Below are 19,873 nucleotides of genomic sequence, written 5' to 3'. Positions count from 1 at the left end.
GCGTTTACCCTCTTTCCTCTCCCCTCCCGCAAGCGGGAGGGGCTGGGGGAGGGAACCCGGGCAGCAAAGAAGGCAAACGGCCGTTGCGCCTCCCCGCCGTCAATCAGGCGGAATCAGGCAACCGGCCGTGAGCCCCCTCACCCCACCCACTGCGCCAGCCAGTCCGCCACCGCCTGCGGCGTCATCGCCCGCGCATCGGCCAGCGCGGTTTCTCGCCCGGCATTGACCAGCTTGTTGGTCTTCGGATCGACGATCAGCACCGCGGGCACGCCCGCCAGCCGCCCGGTGATGCCGTAAGAGGCCGGGACATCCATATTCTGGTCGAACCGACCCACATCGACCGTCACCACCTCGAAATGCCGGGCGACGAAGGGCCGCATCTTCGGCGACTCCATCACTCCTGCCAGTAGGCGGCAGTCGAGGCACCAGTTGCCGCCCAGATCGATCAGCACCCGCTTGTGCGCCTTGACCGCTCGCGCGCGGGCCGTCGCGATGGCCGCCTTGGCGTCGCCCGCATGATAGGGCAGCGGCAGGGGCTTGGGCAGCGCCTCAAAACTGGCGATCCCGACGCGCGGCGCGGCGACCGGCGCGGCGGCGGGGAGCAGCGCGCACGCAGCAAGAAGGGGCAAAGCGGCTTTCCACGGCGACATGACAATCTCCATCCTAATGGCTGCCATTGGAGCGCGACCGTCGCCGCAATGCAATATGGCTTTGCTTGGGGGCTGGACGCCGCGCCTATGCCCCACTGGCCGGGATCAGCGTCGGCACGTTCCGTGCGGCGAGCAGCCAGCGGTAAAAGGCATCGATCAGATACACCCGAAGCGTGGTCGGCTCGACGCTCAGCTTCTTCACCCCCTCCAGGCACTCGGGCGCATTGATGAGCATCGCCTGTTCCAGCCCCCGGACCAGATCGCTGCCCTGCGGCGCGTGGAATAGCCGGGTCGCGAGGACCGGCTGGGTCTGAACCAGGCAGGCGGCCACGACGAACCCCGATTTCTCCGGATTTTGCCGATAGCGATTATGGTCGGTTTCCACCTTGCGGAAGCGCGCGCGTACCACCGGATCGAAGGTCTGCGCGGCATCGAGCGACGCATCCGGCGCAAAGGCGCGCAACGTCCGCTCGAGCAGGATTCCGCGATGGAGGATGTCCTGTCCCGCCAGCGCGGGGTTCCACGGCGGGCTCGATCCCAGCGGCGGATAACATCCCCAGTTGGTGACGATGACCATGCCCTGCGCATATTCGGTGCTGGCCAGCGACGGGGGCCCTTCGACCGCCTTGCGCAGCCAGTCCCGGCTGGCCTTGTCGAAAGCACAGGCCAGGAACTGGTCCGCGCGCTCATAGGCGATGTTGACCTGCGTATTGTCGACCGGGGCCCAGCGGACATTGACCGGCAAGGCGTCGCGCGGAAGGCTGAGCGCCTGGACGATGATCTCGTCGGACGATCCCGCATCCGGCAGAATGATCTTTTCGACTTTCCGGGATGGAACAGCTTGCGCCGCGACAGGTGCCAACACCATCGCACCGAGGGCGATCAAGCATCCAGGCAGGTGACGCATCGCAGGACTTCCTTGTCAAAGTCGCGCGACAATCATGACTCCCGCCCTGCTCGGGAGTCAACAGGGCCGGGATGGATGATCATCCCGGCCCCGCACCGTCTGACAATGTCAATCGACGGAAAACCTTGCTTATTCGCCCGCGAAGACACTCTTCAACTTGGCGAAAAAGCCCTGGCTTTCAGGGCATTCGTCCCCGGTCTCGGTTTCGCGGAACAGTTCGAGTAATTCGCGCTGGCGGGTCGACAGCCGGGTCGGCGTCTCGACTTCGATCTGGATGACCAGATCGCCGGTGCCGCGCCCTTGCAGGACGGGCATGCCCGCCCCGCGCTGGCGGAGTTGCTTGCCCGATTGGATGCCCGCCGGAATCTTGATCTCGTGCATCCGCCCGTCGAGGCCGGGGATGGACAACGCCCCGCCGAGTGCCGCCGTGGTGAAGCTGATCGGCGCACGCGCGAACAGGGTCGTACCCTCCCGCTCGAAGATCGCGTGCCGCTTGACGTGGAGGAAGATATAGAGGTCGCCTGCAGGTGCACCGCGCGCGCCCGCCTCGCCTTCACCGGTCAGGCGGATGCGGGTGCCCTCGTCGACGCCCGCCGGGATGTTGACCGACAGCGTCTTGGTCTTTTCGATGCGGCCGTCGCCGCGACAATCGGGGCACGGATCGGCGATGATCTGGCCCGCGCCCTGACAGACCGGGCAGGTCCGCTCGACCACGAAGAAGCCCTGCTGCGCGCGGACCTTGCCATGGCCGCCGCAATGCTGGCAGGTCTTGGCGCTGGTGCCGGGCTTGGCGCCGGTGCCGTCGCAGGTGTCGCACGCGGCCGAGACGTCGATGGTGATCTCGGTCGACTTGCCATGGAACGCCTCTTCCAGCGAGATTTCCATGTCGTAGCGCAGATCCGCGCCGCGCCGGGGCTGTTGGCGCCCGCCGCCGCGTCCGCCGCCCATGAATTCGCCGAAGACGCTTTCGAAAATATCGGAGAAAGCGCCGAAATCCTGCCCGCCATGGCCGCCGCCACCGCCGCCCATGCCCTGCTGGAACGCGGCATGGCCATAGCGGTCATAGGCCGCGCGCTTCTGGGGGTCCTTCAGGCAGTCATAGGCTTCGCTGATCGCCTTGAACTTGGCCTCGGAGTCCTTGCAGCCCGCATTGCGGTCCGGATGGTACTGCATCGCCAGCTTGCGGTAGCGCGACTTGATCGTCGCATCGTCCGCGGTGCGCTCGCATTCGAGCAGTTCATAATAGTCGATCGTCGTGCTCATGCCCGGTCTCGCCCCGTCCGCCTGTGCGTGGCCCGCCGACCGACCGTGCCGTCAGGCCGGACGGAGCGGACGCCCAAGCGCTTCGCCACTTCATGCCCCGAAAGGCGGTATTCTCAACAGCAACCGAAGGCCCGGCCCGCCGACAGGCAGACCGGGCCGACAGCCTTACTTGGTCTCGTCGACTTCCGAGAATTCGGCGTCGACCACATCGTCCTGCTTGGCCGCACCGGCATCGGCGGAGGGCGAAGCCTCGGCCTGCTGCTGCTTCTCGTAGATCGCCTGGCCCAGCTTCATCGCGACCTGAGCGAGGGCCTGCGCCTTCTCGTTCATGGTGTCGGGGTTGCCACCCTCGACCGCCGTCTTGGTCTCGGCGATGGCCGCCTCGATTTCGGACTTCAGCGACGCGTCGACCTTGTCGCCATTGTCGGCCAGCTGACGCTCGGTGGTGTGGATGAGCGACTCGGCGTTGTTCTTGGCCTCGGCCTCGGCACGACGCTTCTTGTCCTCTTCCGCGAACTTCTCCGCGTCGCGGACCATCTGGTCGATGTCACTGTCCGACAGACCGCCCGAGGCCTGGATGCGGATCTGCTGCTCCTTGCCGGTGCCCTTGTCCTTGGCCGAGACGTTGACGATGCCGTTGGCGTCGATGTCGAACGTGACCTCGATCTGCGGCACGCCGCGCGGCGCCGGGGGAATGCCGACCAGGTCGAACTGACCCAGCAGCTTGTTGTCCTGCGCCATCTCGCGCTCGCCCTGGAAGACCCGGATCGTCACCGCATTCTGGTTGTCGTCGGCGGTCGAATAGACCTGGCTCTTCTTGGTCGGGATCGTCGTGTTGCGGTCGATCATCTTGGTCATGATGCCGCCCAGCGTCTCGATACCCAGCGACAGCGGGGTCACGTCGAGCAGCAGCACGTCCTTGACGTCGCCCTGCAGCACGCCCGCCTGGATCGCCGCGCCCATGGCGACGACTTCGTCGGGGTTCACGCCGGTGTGCGGGTCCTTGCCGAAGAAGTTCTTCACGACCTCACGGACGCGCGGCATGCGGGTCATGCCGCCCACCAGCACCACGTCGGCGATCTCGTCGGCCTTCATGCCCGCATCGGCCAGCGCCTTCTTGCACGGCTCCAGCGTGCGCTGGATCAGGTCCTCGACCAAACGCTCCAGATCGGCGCGGGTGATCGACTTGACCAGGTGCTTCGGGCCGTTCTGGTCGGCGGTGATGAAGGGCAGGTTGACCTCGGTCGACTGGGCCGAGGACAGCTCGATCTTCGCCTTCTCGGCCGCTTCCTTCAGACGCTGGAGCGCCAGCTTGTCCTTGGTGAGGTCGATGCCCTCTTCCTTCTGGAAGCCCGACGCCAGGAAGTCGACGATCTTGTTGTCGAAGTCCTCGCCGCCCAGGAAGGTGTCGCCGTTGGTCGCCTTCACCTCGAACACGCCGTCGCCGATCTCGAGGATCGAGATGTCGAACGTGCCGCCGCCAAGGTCATAGACCGCGATCGTCTTGCCGTCCTGCTTCTCCAGGCCGTAAGCCAGTGCCGCCGCGGTCGGCTCGTTGATGATGCGCAGCACTTCGAGGCCCGCGATCTGGCCGGCGTCCTTGGTCGCCTGGCGCTGCGCGTCGTTGAAGTAAGCCGGAACCGTGATGACCGCCTGGGTCACCGTCTCGCCGAGGTACGATTCGGCGGTTTCCTTCATCTTCTGGAGCGTGAAGGCGCTGATCTGCGACGGGCTGTAATCCTTGCCGCCCGCATTCACCCATGCGTCGCCGTTCGGACCGCGCGCGATGGCGTACGGGACCAGCTCGGTGTCCTTGCGGGTGACGGGATCGTCATAGCGGCGGCCGATCAGGCGCTTCACCGCGAAGATGGTGTTGTCGGGGTTGGTCACCGCCTGGCGCTTGGCGGGCTGGCCGATCAGGCGCTCGCCATCCTTGGCGAAGGCGACGATCGACGGCGTGGTGCGCGCGCCTTCCGCATTCTCGATGACCTTGGGCTTGCCGCCCTCCATGACAGCGACACAGCTGTTCGTGGTGCCGAGGTCGATGCCGATCACTTTTGCCATAAGTCTCTAAATGCCCCTCAAGAACATAGTCTGGAAGTCCAATGCCGGGGTTCGCCGGTCCCGAAAGCGGCAACCCGAAAACCCCGTTCACTGGCCGGATATAGGTGGGCGATCCGTTGCCGCAAGATTGGATGGAACCTAGTGTGGTCTCGGGATTTGCCGAAACGAGAGGGTTCATCATGCGTCGCGCCGTTTTTCTGGGCCTTTGTGCGCTCGCCGGGGCGACGCTGACGGGATGCGCGCAAAAGCCGGAACTCTACGCCGAGGAAGGCTGGGTCCGTCTGGCCGCCGTGCCCGGCCGCCCCGCCGCCGCCTATTTCATCGTCCATGGCGGCCCCAAGGCCGTCGACCTGATCTCGGTCAGCAGCGACGTCGCGATCACCAGCGAGATGCATGAAGGCGGGATGGCGATGAAGAAGGTCGACCGCGTCCCCATCCCCGCCGGAGGAACCGTCGCCTTCGCCCCCGGCGGACGGCATGTCATGCTGTACGACATGAACCCCGGCGTGAAGCCCGGACGCATCCTGTCGCTGCTCCTGTCCTTTGCGGACGGCACCCGGTTGCGCCAGGGGGCGCGGGTGATCGGGGCGGGCGATCCGGCGCCGGAATAAGCCAGGGCCGATCGACATTCAGCCATGCCTTTCCTTCCCTCGCCCCTCGCAGAGGGGAGAGGGTTGCGCAGACTTAGTCTTTGCGTAGCAAAGGCTTAGTCGGAGCTGGGTGAGGGGTAGGCGATCGCGAAGCGAGCGCGTGAGCCTTTGGGCTCGCTCAACCCCTCACCCAAGCTGCGCTGGCAAGCTCCGCTAACCCTCTCCCCTGTCCAGGGGAGAGGGAAAGAAGACGCAATCGTGAATGTCGATCGGCTCTGGGGACGACCCGCCTCCCCCCGATGACCAAAAAATGACGGCGGACTGATTTATTTTTCGAGCATCGACCTAAATCGGTAATGAAGCGGTCCTTCATGTGTCAAACAAGCGCCATACAGCGCGCCCCGCTGGCTCGAACGAGCCAGAAATGGGGGAATTTTGACCATGTCCGATACGAACGACACCCGGTTCAGCCTGCGGCGGATCGCCGACCGGCGGACGCTGCTGCGCGGCGCTGCGGGTCTGTCGATGCTGCCGCTGACGGGGGCGCTGGCGGGGTGCGACGACGATGCGCTTTTGAACGCCAGGCCGACCACGACCGCCGGAACGGCCGCCGCTACGCCGGTCGGCACCACCAGCTTCTCGATCGCGGTGCTGCCCGACACGCAATTCTATTCGCGCTATGCGACCAATGACGAGAACCGCCAGTTCCAGCGCAAATATGGCTCCGAGCCCTTCGCCGCGCAGACCCAGTGGATCGTCGACAACGCCAAATCCTATGCGATCCCCTTCGTCATCCATCTGGGCGACGTGGTGGATCAGGTGCGCAAGCCCGCGCAGTGGGCGGTGGCCGACGCCGCGATGAAGCGGCTGGAGACGGCGCGCATCCCCTATTCGATCCTGGCGGGCAATCACGACGTTCTTTACGACGTCGACTATCACATCCCCGCCGACCAGCAGAACGGCACCGACAGCCAGCGCACCCTGTCGGCCGAGCCCTATCTCAACTGGTTCCCGACCTCACGCGCGCAGGCCCAGACGACCTTCCGCGAGCGCGACCGCACCGGCTTCCACGAATATCACATCTTCGAGATGTACGGCGTGACGTTCATGGTGCTGTCGCTGTCCTGGCGCATCTCGGACGCCGGGATCCTGTGGGCGCGCGACGCGATCCGCCGCAACCCGACCCTGCCCGTGATCCTGGCCAACCACCAGCTGCTCAACATCGACAAGGACGGCAAGAGCCCGCTGGAGACCGATTACGGCCTGATGTTGTGGAACAACCTGATCCGCGACAACGATCAGATCTTCATGACGCTGAACGGCCATCACCACGGTGCCGCGCTGCTCACCAAGACCAACGACTTCGGCAATCCGGTCCATGAGATGGTCGTCGATTACCAGATGGCCTATCAGGGCGGCAACGCGATGATGCGGCTGTACGAGATCGACTTCTCGGCCAACAAGATCGACGTGATGAGCTTCTCGCCCTGGGTGGTCCAGAAGCCCAAGGCGACTCTCAACCAGTTCGACCGCGCGGTGCTGGACGATGCGAACAACCGCTTCACGATCAGCATGGACTTCAAGAAGCGCTTCGCCCGTTTCCTGCCGGGCTTTGCCTATACCGAGATGACGGCGGGCGTGCCGATCCTGCCGCGCGTCCGCTCGGCGCTGCTGAACGGCTATACCGAGCCCGCCGCCCCCGCCGAGGTGCTGCCGCGCGACGCCGACGACTATCCCAAGATCGCCGAGACCGCCGCGCACTGGCGCGTGGCGAGCGGCATCGTCGACGGCAAGATCGTCCAGGTCGGCGAGACGCTGCCCGACGTGACCGGCCGCAACCCCATGGCGCGCGTGCCGCTGTCGGGTCCGGCGATGGTCGAGGACGTGGTCTGGTCGACCGACCGCCACCGCCTGTCCTCGGCACTGGGCAGCGTCCGCTTCCGCAACACCGACAAGGTGACCGCGCGCAGCAGCGCCTTCGCGACCGCCACCACCGCGCCGATCAACGCCGCGACCTTCGGCGCGGGCTATACGGTCGAGGCGTTCATCAAGATCGACGCCAACTGGACGGTGACCAACCACCGCTGGGGCAATATCCTGACCCGCAACGGCAATCGCGGCAAGCTGCCGGGCTTTGCCGGGGGCGACCGGGAATCGCCGCCGGTACTGTTCGCCATCTCGTCGCTGCGCGAGATCCAGTGGGAGGTCGTGCCGTCCTCGAACACCAGCTATCCGCAGGCCAACTGGTCGGGCGAGGTGATGGTCGACACCTGGTACCACATCGCGATCGTCAACGATCCGGTGGCGAACGAGACGATCCTCTATGTCGACGGCGCCCCCGTCCTGCGCAACAGCGCGGGCCAGGTCGGCATCGCGACGCTGGCCGCCGACATGCCCTGGGTGCTGGGTGCCGCCTGGTGGGACGGCGCGCGCAAGGACGGCTATTTCGGCCATATCGGCGAGGTCCGCATCGTCGCCAAGCCGCTGACCAACAGCCAGTGGCTGACCGCGCGGCGGAGCTGATCGATCGGGGGCGGGCCGCGATGGTGGCCCGCCCCTTCCCTCTTCGCCAGACGTGCCCCATCTGGTCCCCATGACCAAGCGCATGCTCACCCCCGGCGAGGAACGACTGGCCCGGTCCGTCTTCGGCGATGCGATCGATTATGCGAAGGTGCGGCTGTCCCCGACCAAATGGGCCTTCTTCCAACCGCGCGACACGGTGATGGCGCCCACCGGCTGCATCCATTTCCACCCCAGGGGCGATTTGTGGCGCGAGGATTTCGGCGCCTGCCCGCTCCATGAGCAGGGGCTGTTCATCCATGAGATGGTGCATATCTGGCAGCACCAGCGGGGCATCTTCCTGCCGCTGAAGCGCCATCCCTTTTGCCGGTACGGCTATGCGCTGAAGCCGGGACAGGCCTTTGGTCGCTATGGCATCGAGCAGCAGGCGGAGATCGTCCGCCATGCCTTTCTGCTCAAGCGCGGCGCGGTGGTCGCGGGGGCGCCGCCATTGGCGCAGTATCAGACGCTGGTGCCGTTTCGGGGGGATTAGCGGGCGTTTGCCCTTGGGGCGGGGCCCTCCCCCATCCCCTCCCGCCTGCGGGAGGGGCGCGTTGCGTGGCCACGTCGGGTTAACCCCCGAAAGAATCGCTTGCGGTGACCGCGAGCACGCTCCTCCCGCGAGCGGAAGGGGATGGGGGAGGGATAGCCGCGAAACCCCCAACAAAAAAGGGCGGACCAACCGGCCCGCCCCTCGTCATTCCTCCGGAACCGATCAGTCCGGCTTCTTCGCCACCGCGACCAGCGCGGGGCGCAGCAGGCGGTCCTTGATCATATAGCCCGCCTGCATCTCCTGCACGATCGTGCCCGGCTCCTGGTCGGACGGCATTTCGATCATCGCCTGGTGCCGATTGGGGTCGAGCGGCTGGCCCATCGCCTCGATCTTGGTAATGCCGTGGCGGCCCAGCACGCTGTCCAGCTCGCGGCCGGTGGCGTCGAGGCCGGTCACGAGGCCCTTCCACTTGTCGTCGGTGCGCAGATCGGCCGGAATCGCCGCCAGCGCGCGCTGGAGATTGTCGGCGACCGACAGGACGTCGCGCGCGAATGCGGTCGCGGCGTAATTGCGTGCGTCGGCCGCTTCCTTCTCGGCACGACGACGGACATTCTGATTCTCGGCCTGGGCATAGAGATATTGCTGCTTGGCCTCGGCCAGCTGGTTCTCCAGCTCGGCCAGACGGTCCTGCCCCGCCACTTCGGGCGCGGCCTCGGCCGTTTCCTCACGCAGGTCGGTCTGGGGTGCGTTGGTCGTGTTCTCGCTCATCATAATCCCTGTTCAGCCCATCATGCGGGCGAGCGTTGCCGCCGTGAAATCCACCATGGGCACGACGCGGGCATAGTTCAACCGCGTGGGGCCAATTACGCCGACCACGCCGACCACTTGGCCGTCCAGCCCGCGAAACGGTCGCGCGATCACCGACGATCCCGACAGCGCGAACAATTTGTTCTCCGCGCCGATGAAGATGCGGGTCGAATCCCCCGCACGCGCCGAATCGAGCAGGCTGGCAATCTCCTGCTTGCCCTCCAGATCGTCGAGCAGGTCGCGCACCCGTTCCAGATCGGCGGCGGCGGCCGCATCGATCAGCCGCCCCTGCCCGCGCACGATCAGGATCGGGCGACGATTGCCGTCCTCGCTCCAGACCGCCAGCCCCTGTTCGACAAGCGCGCGCGCCGCCCCGTCCAGCGCCGCGCGCCCCGCCGCCAGTTCGCGCTCCAGCCGCTCGCGCGCCTGGCCCAGCGTCAGCCCGGCCAGCGTGGCGGACAGATAATTGCCCGCCTCGACCAGCGCCGACGGCGTCATGCCCGGCGGTAGCTCCAGCACCCGGTTCTCGACCGCGCCGTCCTCCGCGACCAGCACGGCCAGCGCCTGGGTCGGCGACAGCGGCACGAAGCCGATCGAGCGCAGCTTCATCTCGCGCTTGGGCACCATCACCAGCCCCGCACAGGCCGACAGGCCCGACAGCACCGCCGTCGTCGCCGCCAGCGCCTCCTCGACCGGGCCGGAGCGCGCGGCGCGTGCCTCGATCGCGGCGCGCTCCTCGATGCTGGGCTCCATCGCGTGCATCATGCCGTCGACGAACAGCCGCAGCCCGATATCGGTCGGCATCCGCCCCGCGCTGGTATGCGGCGCGGCCAGCAGCCCGCGCTCCTCCAGTTCCTGGAGCACGTTGCGGATCGAGGCCGGCGACAGGTTGATCCCCGACAGCGCAATGGTCTTCGACCCCACCGGCTGGCCGCTGGTGAGATAGCTGTCGACCACCACGCGAAAGATATCGCGCGCCCGGTCGGTCAGCTCGGTGATCGGTGGCGTGACCATGCCGGAAATGTAGGCATTCCCCGCACGCCGCTCAACCGCGATCGGGAGACACTCCCCTTCTTCTCCGCGCCCTCTGCGCCTCTGCGCGAAATTTTCTCACGCGGAGACGCGGAGATTGCTTGGTTCTTCCTCCGCGTCTCCGCGCCTCCGCGTGAACCATTCTTCTTTTTTGCGCGCAGAGGCGCAGAGGACGCAGAGAGAAGAGGAGTGTCTTCCGATCGACACCTTGGTCTCTGGCGCAAGTCGCGGGGGCCGGTTAGGGCTGGGGTCAAGGAACAAGGAGAAGACTATGCGCCCGTCCGGCCGGATGCCCGACCAGATGCGTCCCATCACCATCGAGCCGAATTTCACCCGCCACGCCGAAGGTTCGGTGCTGATCGGGTTCGGCGATACCAAGGTGCTCGTCACCGCCAGCGTCGAGGAGCGCGTGCCCCCCTTCCTGCGCGGCAAGGGCGAAGGCTGGGTCACGGCCGAATATGGCATGCTCCCCCGCGCCACCCATACGCGCGGCAGCCGCGAGGCGGCCAAGGGCAAGCAGTCGGGCCGTACCCAGGAGATCCAGCGGCTGATCGGCCGCTCCCTGCGCGCCGTCTGCGACCTGAAGGCGCTGGGCGAGCGGCAGATCACCATCGACTGCGACGTGATCCAGGCCGATGGCGGCACCCGCACCGCCGCCATTTCGGGCGCGTGGGTCGCGCTGCGCATGGCGGTGAACAAGCTGATGGCCGAGGGCAAGCTGACCAGCGACCCGATTCGCAACAAGGTCGCCGCCGTGTCGTGCGGCATCCATAAGGGCACCCCGGTCCTCGACCTCGACTATATCGAGGATTCAAACGCCGATGCCGATGCGAATTTCGTGCTGATCGAGAACGGCCATATCGCCGAGGTCCAGGCGACCGCCGAGCACGCCACCTATGACGAAGAGGCGCTGCTCCGCCTGCTCCGCCTGGCGCGCATGGGCTGCACCGAGATCTTCGCGGCGCAGGAACAGGCGATCCGCGCATGAGCGGCGAAGGAAACGGCCGCCAGGCGATCCGCAAGCTCGAACCCGGCAAGCTGGTCCTCGCCAGCCACAACAAGGGCAAGATCGTCGAATTCCGCGAACTGCTCGCGCCTTACGGCGTCGAGGTGATTGCGGCCGCCGACCTGGACCTGCCCGAGCCCGAGGAAACCGGCACCACCTTCGTCGCGAATGCCGAACTGAAGGCGCTGGCGGCGGCGGACCTGTCCGGCCTGCCCGCACTGTCCGACGACAGTGGGCTCTGCGTCGAGGCGCTGGGCGGCGATCCGGGGCTGTTCTCGGCGCGCTGGGCGGGGCCGGAAAAGGACTTTGCCATGGCGATGCGCGCGGTCGAGGATCGGCTGAACGAGGAACCGGACATGGCGCGCTCGGCACATTTCATCTGCGCGCTGGCAGTCGGCTGGCCCGACGGGCATGTCGAATGGTTCGAGGGCCGCGTCGACGGCGCCATCGTCTGGCCACCGCGCGGGGACAAGGGCCATGGTTACGACCCGATCTTCCAACCGATCGGCTATAGCGAGACCTTCGCCGAGATGGACCAAGACGAAAAGAACCGCATCAGCCACCGCGCCGACGCGTTCGGCCAGCTGGTGAAGGCGGTGTTCTGACCTTCTATTCCTCCCCTGCAAGGGGAGGTGGCAGCCCGAAGGGCTGACGGAGGGGTGTCGCGCTCTCGATAGGGTGACACCCCTCCACCATGCTGCGCATGGTCCCCCTCCCCTTGCAGGGGAGGAAATCGGCTACCCCTTGGCCAGCCGCTTCTGGTTCGCGGTCACCGCCTTGTGCACCGGCGCCATCGCCTGGACCGGCATCGATGCGCCGATCAGCATGGCGCGGGCCATCGACTCCCACGCATCGATGATCCCGCCGCGCGGATCGTGCCGCGACAGACGCGTCAGCGCGGCCTGATCGCGGTTCCAGACCTGCGCCGACTGGTCGAACGCCTTCACCTTCTCGCTGACCATCAGCGTCATCTCGGCGACCGAGGACGTGCCCGTCGCCATCGCCCCCATGCGGGTCGCGATCACGCTCTGCGCGCTCAGCATCGCCTCCCCGGCCATCACCGCGAAACGCGCGGGCGCGCTCCAGAAGGCGATCCACGCCATCGGATCATAGGGATTCGCCATTGCGCCGTTCCTTTTGCCGCGTCCGTCGAGTCAGAATGCCCGTTCGCCAAAGACGTTGCCCGTCGGGCTATAGCGGCAAACGAGGAAGTCGTCGCGTGCGTTGCTCGCCATCGCGCATCCGACCGCCGTGGAACGCGCCCAGACGATCTGGGTATAATGCGCCACGTCGCCGAACTGCCCGGTCCGGCTCGATTGCGGCACGGGCAGATTCACGAAGTCGCGCTTCTCCGCGACCCAATGCCCCATCATCTCGTCATAGCGATAGGCGCCGCGCGTGCCGGTCCACAGATTCTCACCCTGCCGGGTCGGCCCCTGCGGCTGTTCGGCATGCTGGAAGCGGCCGGTACGCGCCATCTCCTGCGCATAGGCCAGCGCGCTCGCCGCCAGCCGGTCGTCCCAGGCCAGGGGCGGCAACCCGATCTCCGCCCGCGCCGCGCGGTGCCCGGCCAGCATCGCCTGTCGCAACAATCCGGCCCCCCGCGGTGCGGGCGCATCGGAGGGGCGCGCCTCGACCACGCGCGCGGGCGGACTCTCCCCCGTCCCCGGCCGCGAGGACGGGACCATTTGGCCGCAGCCCGCCAGCAACAGGGCGAGGACGGGAATCGATAAGAGATGGCGAAGCGCACGCATCGCCGCCATATCGGGCCGCATCATGTCCTCCGCAATATCGCCGCCCCCCGCCCCGCTCGCGCTCTATGTCCATTGGCCCTTCTGCGTCTCCAAATGCCCTTATTGCGACTTCAACAGCCATGTCCGCGAGTCGGTGGACCAGGCGGCGTGGCAAAAGGCGCTGCTCGCCGATCTGGCGCATGAGGCAGAGGCGCTGCCCGATCGGCGGCTGACCTCGATCTTCTTCGGCGGCGGTACGCCCTCGCTGATGCCCCCCGCCACGGTCGCCTCGATCCTGGACGCAGCCGAGCGCCACTGGGGCTTTGCCGAGGGGATCGAGATCACGCTGGAGGCCAATCCTTCCTCGGTCGAGGCGGCGCGTTTCGCCGATCTGGCCGCCGCCGGGGTCAACCGCGCGTCGCTGGGCGTGCAGGCGCTCGATGACGAGGCGCTGCATTTCCTGGGCCGGGGCGCACGGCGTGGACGAGGCGCTGCGCGCGCTCCAGACCGCGCAAGGGGTGTTCGGGCGGGTCAGCTTCGACCTGATCTATGCCCGCCCCGGCCAGCCCCTGCCCGACTGGGAGGCCGAGCTGAGCCGCGCGATCGGCTATGGCACCGAGCATCTGTCGCTCTATCAGCTGACGATCGAGCCGGGCACGCGCTTCCACACCGAGGCGGCGGCGGGACGGCTGACCATCCCCGACGGCGACGCCGCCGCCGACCTGTTCGAGGCGACCCGCCAGCGCACCGCCGCCGCCGGGCTGCCCGCCTATGAGACGTCCAACCATGCGAGGCCGGGGGCGGAGAGCCGCCACAACCTGACCTATTGGCGTTACGGCGACTATGTCGGGATAGGCCCCGGCGCGCATGGCCGCCGCGAGGGCGTGGCGACGGTGCGCCGCAAGAAGCCCGAAAACTGGATGGCGGCGGTCGATCGCAACGGTCACGGCATCGAAACCGAGGAAACGCTCGATCCCGTCACCCGCGCGACCGAAGCGCTGGTCATGGGCCTGCGCCTGCGCGAAGGCGTCGACCTGACCCGCATCACCGCGCTGGCCGGGGGGCGGGAGATGGTGAACCATGCCACGCTCGACACTATGTCGCGACAGGGACTGATACGCCTGGAGGGCAACCGGCTGATCGTCACCGAGGCGGGGGCGCTTCTTCTGGACGCGGTGCTGCGGGAAGTGGTCGTGACGGACGGGGCTCCGGGCTAACCGACCGCGTCGCGCATCCAGTCCAGATAGCGCGGCGAGACGTCGGTGACGGGCAGCGCGAGGATCTCGGGCACGTCATAGCTGTGCAACGCCTCGATCGCTTCGCACAGGGCGGCGAAGCGGGATTTCACCGTCTTGATATGCAGCATCACTTCGGAGTCGTTCTGCACCGCCCCGTCCCAGCGATACCAGCTTTCGATCGGCATCGCCTGGACGCACGCGGCCAATCGGTTCTCGACGAGCATCCTCGCAATGGCGGCGGCCTCGTCACGCCCGCCCACCGTGCACATGACGACGATCGGTTCCGGGTTCACTCCCCAAACCCGGTCGGGGCGGGGGATACGGTGATCGTGGTGCCGTCGCGGATTTCCTGTACCTCCAGCGCGCGTTCGGCCACGCCGTCGCGGCCGAAGCGGAAGGCGCCGTCGATCCCGGAAAAACCATCCGACGCGCGCAGCCGGGTCTCGGGGAACGGCGCGTTCATCTTCCAGTCGCGGGCGATCCGCACGGTCAGCAGGACCGCGTCATAGCCCAGGCTCGACAGGCGATAGGGCGCGGTCCTGAACCGGGCGCGGTATTTGGTCGCATATTGCCGGTAGAGCGTGTTCGACACGCTGGCGAACCAGGCCCCGTTCAGCGGCGCGCGCGCGGCGATCCCCGATTCGGAGTTCCACAGCTCGGTCCCCAGCAGATGCGTGTTCGCCCCCGACCCGCGCTTCAGGATCGGGGCCGCCGCCGCCGCCGCCGCGCCGCCATCGGCGACCAGCACCGCGTCATAGGGTGCCTTGGCGTTCAGCCGCTGCGCCGCCGCCGCGATCCCGCCCGCGACCCGGCCATAGGGCTGGAGCGAGACGACCTGCCCCCCCGCCCCCTCGACCGCGCGGAGAAAGGCGGTCGAGGCGCGCTCGCCATACAGGCCGTTGGGGACGAGGCCCGCAAAGGTCGTGACGCCGCGCTCATGCGCGAAATCCACCACCCGGTCGATCGACTGGGCGGGCGTATAGCCCATCAGATAGGTGCCGCCGCCCGCGACCCCGGCATCGTTGGAAAAGCTGATGACCGGCACCCGCGCCGCCCGCGCGACCGGCGCGACCGCGCGGACGTCCTCGGACAGCAGCGGCCCCAGGATCAGCTGCGCGCCCTCGGCGATCGCCTTCTGCGCCGCCGCCGCCGCGCCGTTCGCGGTGTCGTAATTGGTGATTCGGATCGTGTCCGCCTGCGCATCGAGCAACGCCATCATCGTGGCGTTGGCGATCGACTGGCCCACGCCCGCATTGGCGCCCGACAGCGGCACCAGCAACGCGACGCGGTGGCGCGCGGTGTCGCGCGGCAGGCCGTGCTCGACCTCGGTCGACGGGCGCGGCGTCGTGGGCACGGGCCGGGTCTGGGGCTGTTCGACGGGCCCGCGCGGGACGATCGTCTGGCACGCTCCCAGGAACAGCGTCGTCGCCAGCGCCAGGCCGCGCCCGATCCGCCAGCCGTGAAATTGCGAGCCGCCCGAATCTGCGGCCCCCGGTTGTACGAACAGCCCTGCCTCTGTCATGACGATCCCCGTGACCCAATCCGAACACACTCTCGAACCCGGGCTGTACATCGTCGCGACCCCGATCGGCAATCTCGGCGATCTGTCGCCGCGCGCCGCCAACATATTGACAAACGCCGATGTCATCGCCGTCGAGGACAGCCGTGTGACCGCCGGTCTGCTCCGCCATATCGGGGTCAAGCGGCCCATGCAGCCCTATCACGACCACAATGCCGAGCATGTCCGCCCCGGCCTGATCGCGCGCATGGCGACCCAGGCGGTGGCGCTGGTGTCCGATGCCGGGACACCGTTGATCTCGGACCCGGGTTACAAGCTGGTGCGCGATGCGCGCGCGGCGGGGCATGCGGTGGTGACGATCCCCGGCCCCTGCGCCGCCATCGCCGCGCTGACCCTGGCAGGGCTGCCGACCGACCGGTTCCTGTTCGCGGGCTTCCTGCCGCCCAAGGAAAAGGCGCGCGCCGATGCGATCGCCGAGATCGCCGGGATCCGCGCGACCCTGGTCCTCTACGAATCGGGGCCGCGCCTCGCCGCGACGCTGACCGCGCTGGCGGAAGGGCTGGGCGACCGCGAGGCGGCGGTGACGCGCGAGATCACCAAGAAGTTCGAGGAGGCGGTGACCGGCACCCTCTCCACCCTCGCCGCGCGCTATGCCGAGGGCGGGCCGAAGGGCGAGATCGCGATCGTCGTCGCGCCGCCGGGCGAGGCCCCGCCCGCCACCGAGCAGGATGCCGACGCCGCGCTGGCCGAGGCGCTGACCCGCCTGCCCGTCGGCCGCGCGGCGAGCGAGGTGGCCAAGGCGCTGGGCCTCGACCGCAAGGCGCTCTACGCCCGTGCCCTGGCGCTGAAGAGCGGGGATTCAAGCGATTAGGATGCGGCGTTAGGGAATTTCTAAGGGACGCAGGCGCATGGCGGGGCCAGGAGCCGCTCCCTCATGTACGCCTTCGATTTTCATCACGACATCAACCTGCTGGACATACGCTGGACAGGGCTGTTCACGCCCGAGATCGCGGCGCGCTATGCCCATGAGCTGACGGACGCTTTCTGGCGCAGCGGCTTCGTGCCCGGCTATCTCCTGCGCGTCGATATGAGCGTCATCCGCGTCCAGCCGTCCGATTCCGTCATGGTCGTGCACAACAATATGCGCAATTTCCCGCGCGCCCGTCGCATCGGCATGGTGACCAACAGCGCGATCGCACGGCAGCAGATCCTGCGCCTGATGAAGCAACCCTATCTGCGCATCTTCGAAACGTCCGAATCCGCCCTGGAATGGCTGGTATCGCCGGAGGAAAGCCTCGCCTGACCACCGGGTCATGGGTTAGCAGGGGCGCATGTCGCTCGTTCCGCCTCGCCCCCGCCGGAACCGCCGTGCCGCCGAAGAGTCGGGCCGACGCGGCGAGCGCCTGGCCGCATGGTGGCTGCGGCTGAAGGGCTGGACCATTCTCGACCGCCGGGTCCGCACGCCTGCGGGGGAGGTCGACCTGATCGCGCGGCGCGGATCGCTGGTCGCCTTTGTCGAGGTCAAGACGCGCAAGACCGCCGCGGAATTGGACTTCGCGATCGACGAACGGCGGCTGGCGCGGGTCGCGGCGGCGGCGGAAATCCTGATGGCGACCTATGCGGGACCGAGCGACGATATCCGCGTCGACGTCATCCTGCTCGCGCCGGGTACGCGGCCGCGTCACATCGAAAATGCCTGGTGCGGGTGACGCGCGGGTGACAGGGGCGGGTGACAGGGGCGGGGCGAAGGATTACCTCCCCTGCCAAAGACCCGTTCGAAGGAAGGAACGCTCCCCATGTCCAAGCCGCTGACCGTCGCTGTCCAGATGGACCCGATGGACCAGATCAATATCGCCGGGGACTCGAGCTTCGCGCTGATGCTGTCGGCGCAGGCACGGGGACACAAGCTGTTCCATTATGATGCGGGCGACCTCAACTGGTCGGACGGGCATCTCTGGACCAAGGCGCATCCCGTCACCGTGCAACGGGTCGCGGGCGATCATTATAGCTTCGGCGAGCCGGTGAAGCTGGACCTGGGCGACGAGGCCGATGTCGTGCTGATGCGCCAGGACCCGCCCTTCGACCTGGGCTATATCACCGCCACCCATTTGCTGGAGCGGGTCGCCGAGAAGACGCTGGTCGTCAACAATCCGCGCAGCGTGCGCAACGCGCCGGAAAAGGTCTTCGTCCTCGACTATCCGCAATTCATGCCGCCGACGCTCGTCACCCGTTCGCTGGACGAGGCGCGGGCGTTCCTGGCCCAGCATGGCGAGATCGTCATCAAGCCGTTGCACGGCAATGGCGGCAAGGCGATCTTCAAGGTCGGGCGCGACGGCGCGAACCTGTCCGCGCTGATCGAGGTGTTCAACACCGCATATCGCGAACCGCATATGGTGCAGGCGTTCCTTCCGGCGGTAGCGAAGGGCGACAAGCGGATCGTCCTGATCGACGGCGAGGTCGCGGGCGCGATCAACCGCCTGCCGGGCGAGGGTGAGATCCGCTCCAACCTGGCGGTCGGCGGCTCGGCGGAGAAGACCGAGCTGACGGCGCGCGAACGCGAGATCTGCTCGGTGCTGGGGCCGGAGCTGAAGCGGCGCGGGCTGTTGTTCGTCGGGATCGACGTGATCGGCGGCGAATGGCTGACCGAGATCAACGTCACCTCCCCCACCGGCATCGTCGCGATCGAGAAATTCGACGGCACCGATGTCGCCGCCATGATCTGGGATGCGATCGAGGCCAAGGTCGCGGCCAAGGGCTGAGGATCACGTCGCGCGCAGGACCGCCGATGCGCACGGAACCCATCGCCCCTCCCGCGCTTTTCCTGCCTTGAGCAATGAGGGGCAGAGCAATGGGTGCAACCACTATCGGCGCGCTGGTCGGTTCCGCGATCGACGGTCTGTCGGGCGACGATGGCGTCGCCGACGGCGCGATCATCGGCGCGGTGACCGCCAATGTCCTGAAGGTCGTGCTGCCGCTGGCCATCACCTACGCGGTGGGCTGGGCGGTGCTGCGCGGCGCGGGCGAGCTCAAGGACCGGGTTTTTGGAGAGGTGCAATGATCGGACGAATCATCGGTGCGCTGGTCGGGCGTGAAGTCAGCCGTCGCGAAGGCAATGACGGGCTGAAGGGTGCCGCGCTAGGTGCGCTGGCGGTGGGCGGCATGCGGCGGCTGGGCCCGCTCGGCCTGCTGCTCGGCGGCGGCTATGCGGCCAAGAAGGCCTATGACCGCCACAAGGCCAGCAAGGCGACCACCACGCGCTATTGACGCGCCCGATCGCCTTCGACCTGTCGCAGCGCGTCAGCCATGGCTTGACGCGCTGCGGTGGCGTGCGTCAAAGGCAGCCATGCCCAATTCGCCCGCCAATCCCGACGATCCCCACAAGTTGAAGCGCCGCGGCATGTTGTTCGTGCTGTCCTCTCCCTCGGGCGCGGGCAAGTCGACCATCGCGCGTAAGCTGCTGGCAGACGATGCGGGCCTTCAGATGTCAGTGTCGGCGACGACCCGTCCGATCCGTCCCGGCGAAGAGGACGGCAAGGACTATCACTTCGTCGACCTCGAGCAATTTCGCCACATGGTGGCGAATGACGAGTTCCTGGAATGGGCGCATGTCTTCGACAATCGCTACGGCACGCCGCGCGCGCAGGTCGAGGCGATGCTGGCGGCCGGCAAGGACGTGCTGTTCGACATCGACTGGCAGGGCGCGCAGCAGCTGTTCCAGATTGCGGGCGGCGACGTGGTCCGCGTCTTCATCTTCCCCCCCTCGATGGAGGAACTGCGCCAGCGACTCGAGCGCCGCGCGACCGACTCGGTGGCGGTGATCGACGCGCGCATGGCCCGTGCGACCAATGAGGTCAGCCACTGGGACGGCTATGACTATGTCCTGGTCAATGACGATGTGGAACAGTGTTTCCAGGGGGTGAAGACCATCCTCCAGGCCGAACGACTGAAGCGTTCGCGCCAGACCGGGCTGATCGGATTCATCCGGAAGCTGACCACGAAGTAACTACGGGAT

General features: G+C 67.3%; 22 protein-coding genes and 1 pseudogene. 13 read left to right on the top strand and 10 right to left on the bottom strand.

Translation table 11 applies throughout. The features are described 5' to 3' along the window. Positions 1 to 137: 137 nt before the first annotated feature. The 4 genes from QE385_RS14910 to dnaK all read right to left on the bottom strand — a co-directional run bounded on the left by QE385_RS14910 (position 138) and on the right by dnaK (position 4,884). Positions 138 to 650 (bottom strand): thioredoxin family protein, encoded by a 513-nt coding sequence (locus tag QE385_RS14910; protein ID WP_307103127.1) that lies wholly within the window; start codon positions 648 to 650, stop codon positions 138 to 140. Positions 651 to 735: 85 nt separating this feature from the next. Then, complete coding sequence (locus QE385_RS14905) at positions 736 to 1,518, bottom strand: hypothetical protein (RefSeq protein ID WP_307103125.1); 783 nt, start codon at positions 1,516 to 1,518, stop codon at positions 736 to 738. Positions 1,519 to 1,686: 168 nt separating this feature from the next. Then, positions 1,687 to 2,820, bottom strand: a complete 1,134-nt coding sequence (dnaJ, locus tag QE385_RS14900) for a molecular chaperone DnaJ (protein ID WP_307103123.1) — start codon at positions 2,818 to 2,820, stop codon at positions 1,687 to 1,689. 165 nt (positions 2,821 to 2,985) lie between these two features. Next, the gene (dnaK, locus tag QE385_RS14895) at positions 2,986 to 4,884 is read right to left on the bottom strand and encodes a molecular chaperone DnaK (RefSeq protein WP_307103121.1); all 1,899 of its coding nucleotides are present in this window, start codon (positions 4,882 to 4,884) and stop codon (positions 2,986 to 2,988) included. Between the two features lie 179 nt (positions 4,885 to 5,063). Between dnaK and QE385_RS14890 the strand changes: the two genes are divergently transcribed. The 3 genes from QE385_RS14890 to QE385_RS14880 all read left to right on the top strand — a co-directional run bounded on the left by QE385_RS14890 (position 5,064) and on the right by QE385_RS14880 (position 8,526). Continuing rightward, positions 5,064 to 5,495 carry a copper chaperone PCu(A)C gene (locus QE385_RS14890; RefSeq protein ID WP_307103119.1) on the top strand — a complete coding sequence of 144 codons (432 nt, stop codon included), beginning with the start codon at positions 5,064 to 5,066 and terminating at the stop codon, positions 5,493 to 5,495. 420 nt (positions 5,496 to 5,915) lie between these two features. Continuing rightward, entirely contained in the window at positions 5,916 to 7,997 is a 2,082-nt protein-coding gene (locus QE385_RS14885) for a LamG-like jellyroll fold domain-containing protein (protein ID WP_307103117.1), read from the top strand. Between the two features lie 70 nt (positions 7,998 to 8,067). Next, entirely contained in the window at positions 8,068 to 8,526 is a 459-nt protein-coding gene (locus QE385_RS14880) for a vgr related protein (protein WP_307103116.1), read from the top strand. A gap of 222 nt (positions 8,527 to 8,748) precedes the next feature. On the opposite strand, the gene grpE is transcribed toward QE385_RS14880, so the two are convergent. Both grpE and hrcA read right to left on the bottom strand, forming a co-directional pair. Further along, entirely contained in the window at positions 8,749 to 9,294 is a 546-nt protein-coding gene (gene grpE / locus QE385_RS14875; RefSeq protein WP_307103114.1) for a nucleotide exchange factor GrpE, read from the bottom strand. 12 nt (positions 9,295 to 9,306) lie between these two features. Further along, positions 9,307 to 10,347 carry a heat-inducible transcriptional repressor HrcA gene (hrcA, locus tag QE385_RS14870; RefSeq protein WP_307103112.1) on the bottom strand — a complete coding sequence of 347 codons (1,041 nt, stop codon included), beginning with the start codon at positions 10,345 to 10,347 and terminating at the stop codon, positions 9,307 to 9,309. Positions 10,348 to 10,636: 289 nt separating this feature from the next. On the opposite strand from hrcA, the gene rph reads away from it, so the two are divergent. Continuing rightward, complete coding sequence (gene rph / locus QE385_RS14865; RefSeq protein WP_307103110.1) at positions 10,637 to 11,353, top strand: ribonuclease PH; 717 nt, start codon at positions 10,637 to 10,639, stop codon at positions 11,351 to 11,353. Then, positions 11,350 to 11,976: an RdgB/HAM1 family non-canonical purine NTP pyrophosphatase gene (gene rdgB, locus QE385_RS14860; RefSeq protein ID WP_307103108.1), complete on the top strand. Its 627-nt coding sequence runs from the start codon at positions 11,350 to 11,352 to the stop codon at positions 11,974 to 11,976. Before rph ends, rdgB begins: the two co-directional genes overlap by 4 nt. A 132-nt stretch (positions 11,977 to 12,108) precedes the next feature. Here rdgB and QE385_RS14855 read toward each other — a convergent pair whose 3' ends face one another. Both QE385_RS14855 and QE385_RS14850 read right to left on the bottom strand, forming a co-directional pair. Beyond that, positions 12,109 to 12,495 (bottom strand): hypothetical protein, encoded by a 387-nt coding sequence (locus QE385_RS14855; RefSeq protein ID WP_307103107.1) that lies wholly within the window; start codon positions 12,493 to 12,495, stop codon positions 12,109 to 12,111. A gap of 30 nt (positions 12,496 to 12,525) precedes the next feature. After that, positions 12,526 to 13,149, bottom strand: coding sequence for a CAP domain-containing protein (locus QE385_RS14850; RefSeq protein WP_373424676.1), 624 nt, complete (start codon positions 13,147 to 13,149; stop codon positions 12,526 to 12,528). Between QE385_RS14850 and hemW the strand changes: the two are divergent. Continuing rightward, positions 13,148 to 14,321 (top strand): annotated as a pseudogene (gene hemW / locus QE385_RS14845) (radical SAM family heme chaperone HemW). The gene QE385_RS14850 and the pseudogene hemW sit on opposite strands and share 2 nt — an antisense overlap. Here the strand turns inward: hemW and cutA are convergent. Both cutA and QE385_RS14835 read right to left on the bottom strand, forming a co-directional pair. Beyond that, the gene (gene cutA / locus QE385_RS14840; protein ID WP_307103105.1) at positions 14,318 to 14,635 is read right to left on the bottom strand and encodes a divalent-cation tolerance protein CutA; all 318 of its coding nucleotides are present in this window, start codon (positions 14,633 to 14,635) and stop codon (positions 14,318 to 14,320) included. The pseudogene hemW and the gene cutA sit on opposite strands and share 4 nt — an antisense overlap. Continuing rightward, entirely contained in the window at positions 14,632 to 15,864 is a 1,233-nt protein-coding gene (locus QE385_RS14835) for a penicillin-binding protein activator (RefSeq protein WP_373424675.1), read from the bottom strand. The genes cutA and QE385_RS14835 overlap by 4 nt, the downstream gene beginning before the upstream one ends. On the opposite strand from QE385_RS14835, the gene rsmI reads away from it, so the two are divergent. The 7 genes from rsmI (at position 15,863) to gmk (ending at position 19,864) form a co-directional block, all read left to right on the top strand. After that, positions 15,863 to 16,732, top strand: a complete 870-nt coding sequence (gene rsmI, locus QE385_RS14830; RefSeq protein ID WP_307103103.1) for a 16S rRNA (cytidine(1402)-2'-O)-methyltransferase — start codon at positions 15,863 to 15,865, stop codon at positions 16,730 to 16,732. The two genes, QE385_RS14835 and rsmI, sit on opposite strands and share 2 nt — an antisense overlap. 63 nt (positions 16,733 to 16,795) lie before the next feature. Continuing rightward, the gene (locus QE385_RS14825; protein WP_307103101.1) at positions 16,796 to 17,164 is read left to right on the top strand and encodes an STAS/SEC14 domain-containing protein; all 369 of its coding nucleotides are present in this window, start codon (positions 16,796 to 16,798) and stop codon (positions 17,162 to 17,164) included. Between the two features lie 28 nt (positions 17,165 to 17,192). Continuing rightward, entirely contained in the window at positions 17,193 to 17,570 is a 378-nt protein-coding gene (locus tag QE385_RS14820; RefSeq protein ID WP_307103098.1) for a YraN family protein, read from the top strand. Positions 17,571 to 17,657: 87 nt separating this feature from the next. Next, positions 17,658 to 18,620, top strand: coding sequence for a glutathione synthase (gene gshB / locus QE385_RS14815; protein WP_307103096.1), 963 nt, complete (start codon positions 17,658 to 17,660; stop codon positions 18,618 to 18,620). Between the two features lie 89 nt (positions 18,621 to 18,709). Continuing rightward, positions 18,710 to 18,919: a hypothetical protein gene (locus QE385_RS14810; protein ID WP_307103094.1), complete on the top strand. Its 210-nt coding sequence runs from the start codon at positions 18,710 to 18,712 to the stop codon at positions 18,917 to 18,919. Further along, the gene (locus QE385_RS14805; RefSeq protein WP_307103092.1) at positions 18,916 to 19,125 is read left to right on the top strand and encodes a hypothetical protein; all 210 of its coding nucleotides are present in this window, start codon (positions 18,916 to 18,918) and stop codon (positions 19,123 to 19,125) included. Before QE385_RS14810 ends, QE385_RS14805 begins: the two co-directional genes overlap by 4 nt. Positions 19,126 to 19,204: 79 nt before the next feature. Next, entirely contained in the window at positions 19,205 to 19,864 is a 660-nt protein-coding gene (gene gmk / locus QE385_RS14800) for a guanylate kinase (RefSeq protein ID WP_307103088.1), read from the top strand. Positions 19,865 to 19,873 lie beyond the last annotated feature (9 nt).

This window comes from Sphingomonas sp. SORGH_AS_0950 (genome assembly GCF_030818415.1).
Taxonomy (GTDB): Bacteria; Pseudomonadota; Alphaproteobacteria; order Sphingomonadales; family Sphingomonadaceae; genus Sphingomonas.
The sequence above is the reverse complement of the archived record's forward strand: the minus strand, read 5'-3'. Positions and strand labels throughout refer to the sequence as shown.

What these genes read in the sequence shown, in the direction of transcription:
- QE385_RS14880 (WP_307103116.1), top strand. Translation starts at nt 8,068, where the DNA reads ATGACCAAGCGCATGCTCACCCCCGGCGAGGAACGACTGGCCCGGTCC.
- gmk (WP_307103088.1), top strand. Translation starts at nt 19,205, where the DNA reads ATGCCCAATTCGCCCGCCAATCCCGACGATCCCCACAAGTTGAAGCGC.
- rph (WP_307103110.1), top strand. Translation starts at nt 10,637, where the DNA reads ATGCGCCCGTCCGGCCGGATGCCCGACCAGATGCGTCCCATCACCATC.
- rdgB (WP_307103108.1), top strand. Translation starts at nt 11,350, where the DNA reads ATGAGCGGCGAAGGAAACGGCCGCCAGGCGATCCGCAAGCTCGAACCC.
- QE385_RS14810 (WP_307103094.1), top strand. Translation starts at nt 18,710, where the DNA reads ATGGGTGCAACCACTATCGGCGCGCTGGTCGGTTCCGCGATCGACGGT.
- QE385_RS14905 (WP_307103125.1), bottom strand. Translation starts at nt 1,518, where the DNA reads ATGGTGTTGGCACCTGTCGCGGCGCAAGCTGTTCCATCCCGGAAAGTC.
- dnaK (WP_307103121.1), bottom strand. Translation starts at nt 4,884, where the DNA reads ATGGCAAAAGTGATCGGCATCGACCTCGGCACCACGAACAGCTGTGTC.
- QE385_RS14835 (WP_373424675.1), bottom strand. Translation starts at nt 15,864, where the DNA reads ATGACAGAGGCAGGGCTGTTCGTACAACCGGGGGCCGCAGATTCGGGC.
- QE385_RS14805 (WP_307103092.1), top strand. Translation starts at nt 18,916, where the DNA reads ATGATCGGACGAATCATCGGTGCGCTGGTCGGGCGTGAAGTCAGCCGT.
- dnaJ (WP_307103123.1), bottom strand. Translation starts at nt 2,820, where the DNA reads ATGAGCACGACGATCGACTATTATGAACTGCTCGAATGCGAGCGCACC.
- gshB (WP_307103096.1), top strand. Translation starts at nt 17,658, where the DNA reads ATGTCCAAGCCGCTGACCGTCGCTGTCCAGATGGACCCGATGGACCAG.
- QE385_RS14910 (WP_307103127.1), bottom strand. Translation starts at nt 650, where the DNA reads ATGTCGCCGTGGAAAGCCGCTTTGCCCCTTCTTGCTGCGTGCGCGCTG.
- QE385_RS14825 (WP_307103101.1), top strand. Translation starts at nt 16,796, where the DNA reads ATGTACGCCTTCGATTTTCATCACGACATCAACCTGCTGGACATACGC.
- QE385_RS14890 (WP_307103119.1), top strand. Translation starts at nt 5,064, where the DNA reads ATGCGTCGCGCCGTTTTTCTGGGCCTTTGTGCGCTCGCCGGGGCGACG.
- QE385_RS14850 (WP_373424676.1), bottom strand. Translation starts at nt 13,149, where the DNA reads ATGATGCGGCCCGATATGGCGGCGATGCGTGCGCTTCGCCATCTCTTA.
- rsmI (WP_307103103.1), top strand. Translation starts at nt 15,863, where the DNA reads ATGACGATCCCCGTGACCCAATCCGAACACACTCTCGAACCCGGGCTG.
- QE385_RS14855 (WP_307103107.1), bottom strand. Translation starts at nt 12,495, where the DNA reads ATGGCGAATCCCTATGATCCGATGGCGTGGATCGCCTTCTGGAGCGCG.
- hrcA (WP_307103112.1), bottom strand. Translation starts at nt 10,347, where the DNA reads ATGGTCACGCCACCGATCACCGAGCTGACCGACCGGGCGCGCGATATC.
- QE385_RS14820 (WP_307103098.1), top strand. Translation starts at nt 17,193, where the DNA reads ATGTCGCTCGTTCCGCCTCGCCCCCGCCGGAACCGCCGTGCCGCCGAA.
- grpE (WP_307103114.1), bottom strand. Translation starts at nt 9,294, where the DNA reads ATGAGCGAGAACACGACCAACGCACCCCAGACCGACCTGCGTGAGGAA.
- QE385_RS14885 (WP_307103117.1), top strand. Translation starts at nt 5,916, where the DNA reads ATGTCCGATACGAACGACACCCGGTTCAGCCTGCGGCGGATCGCCGAC.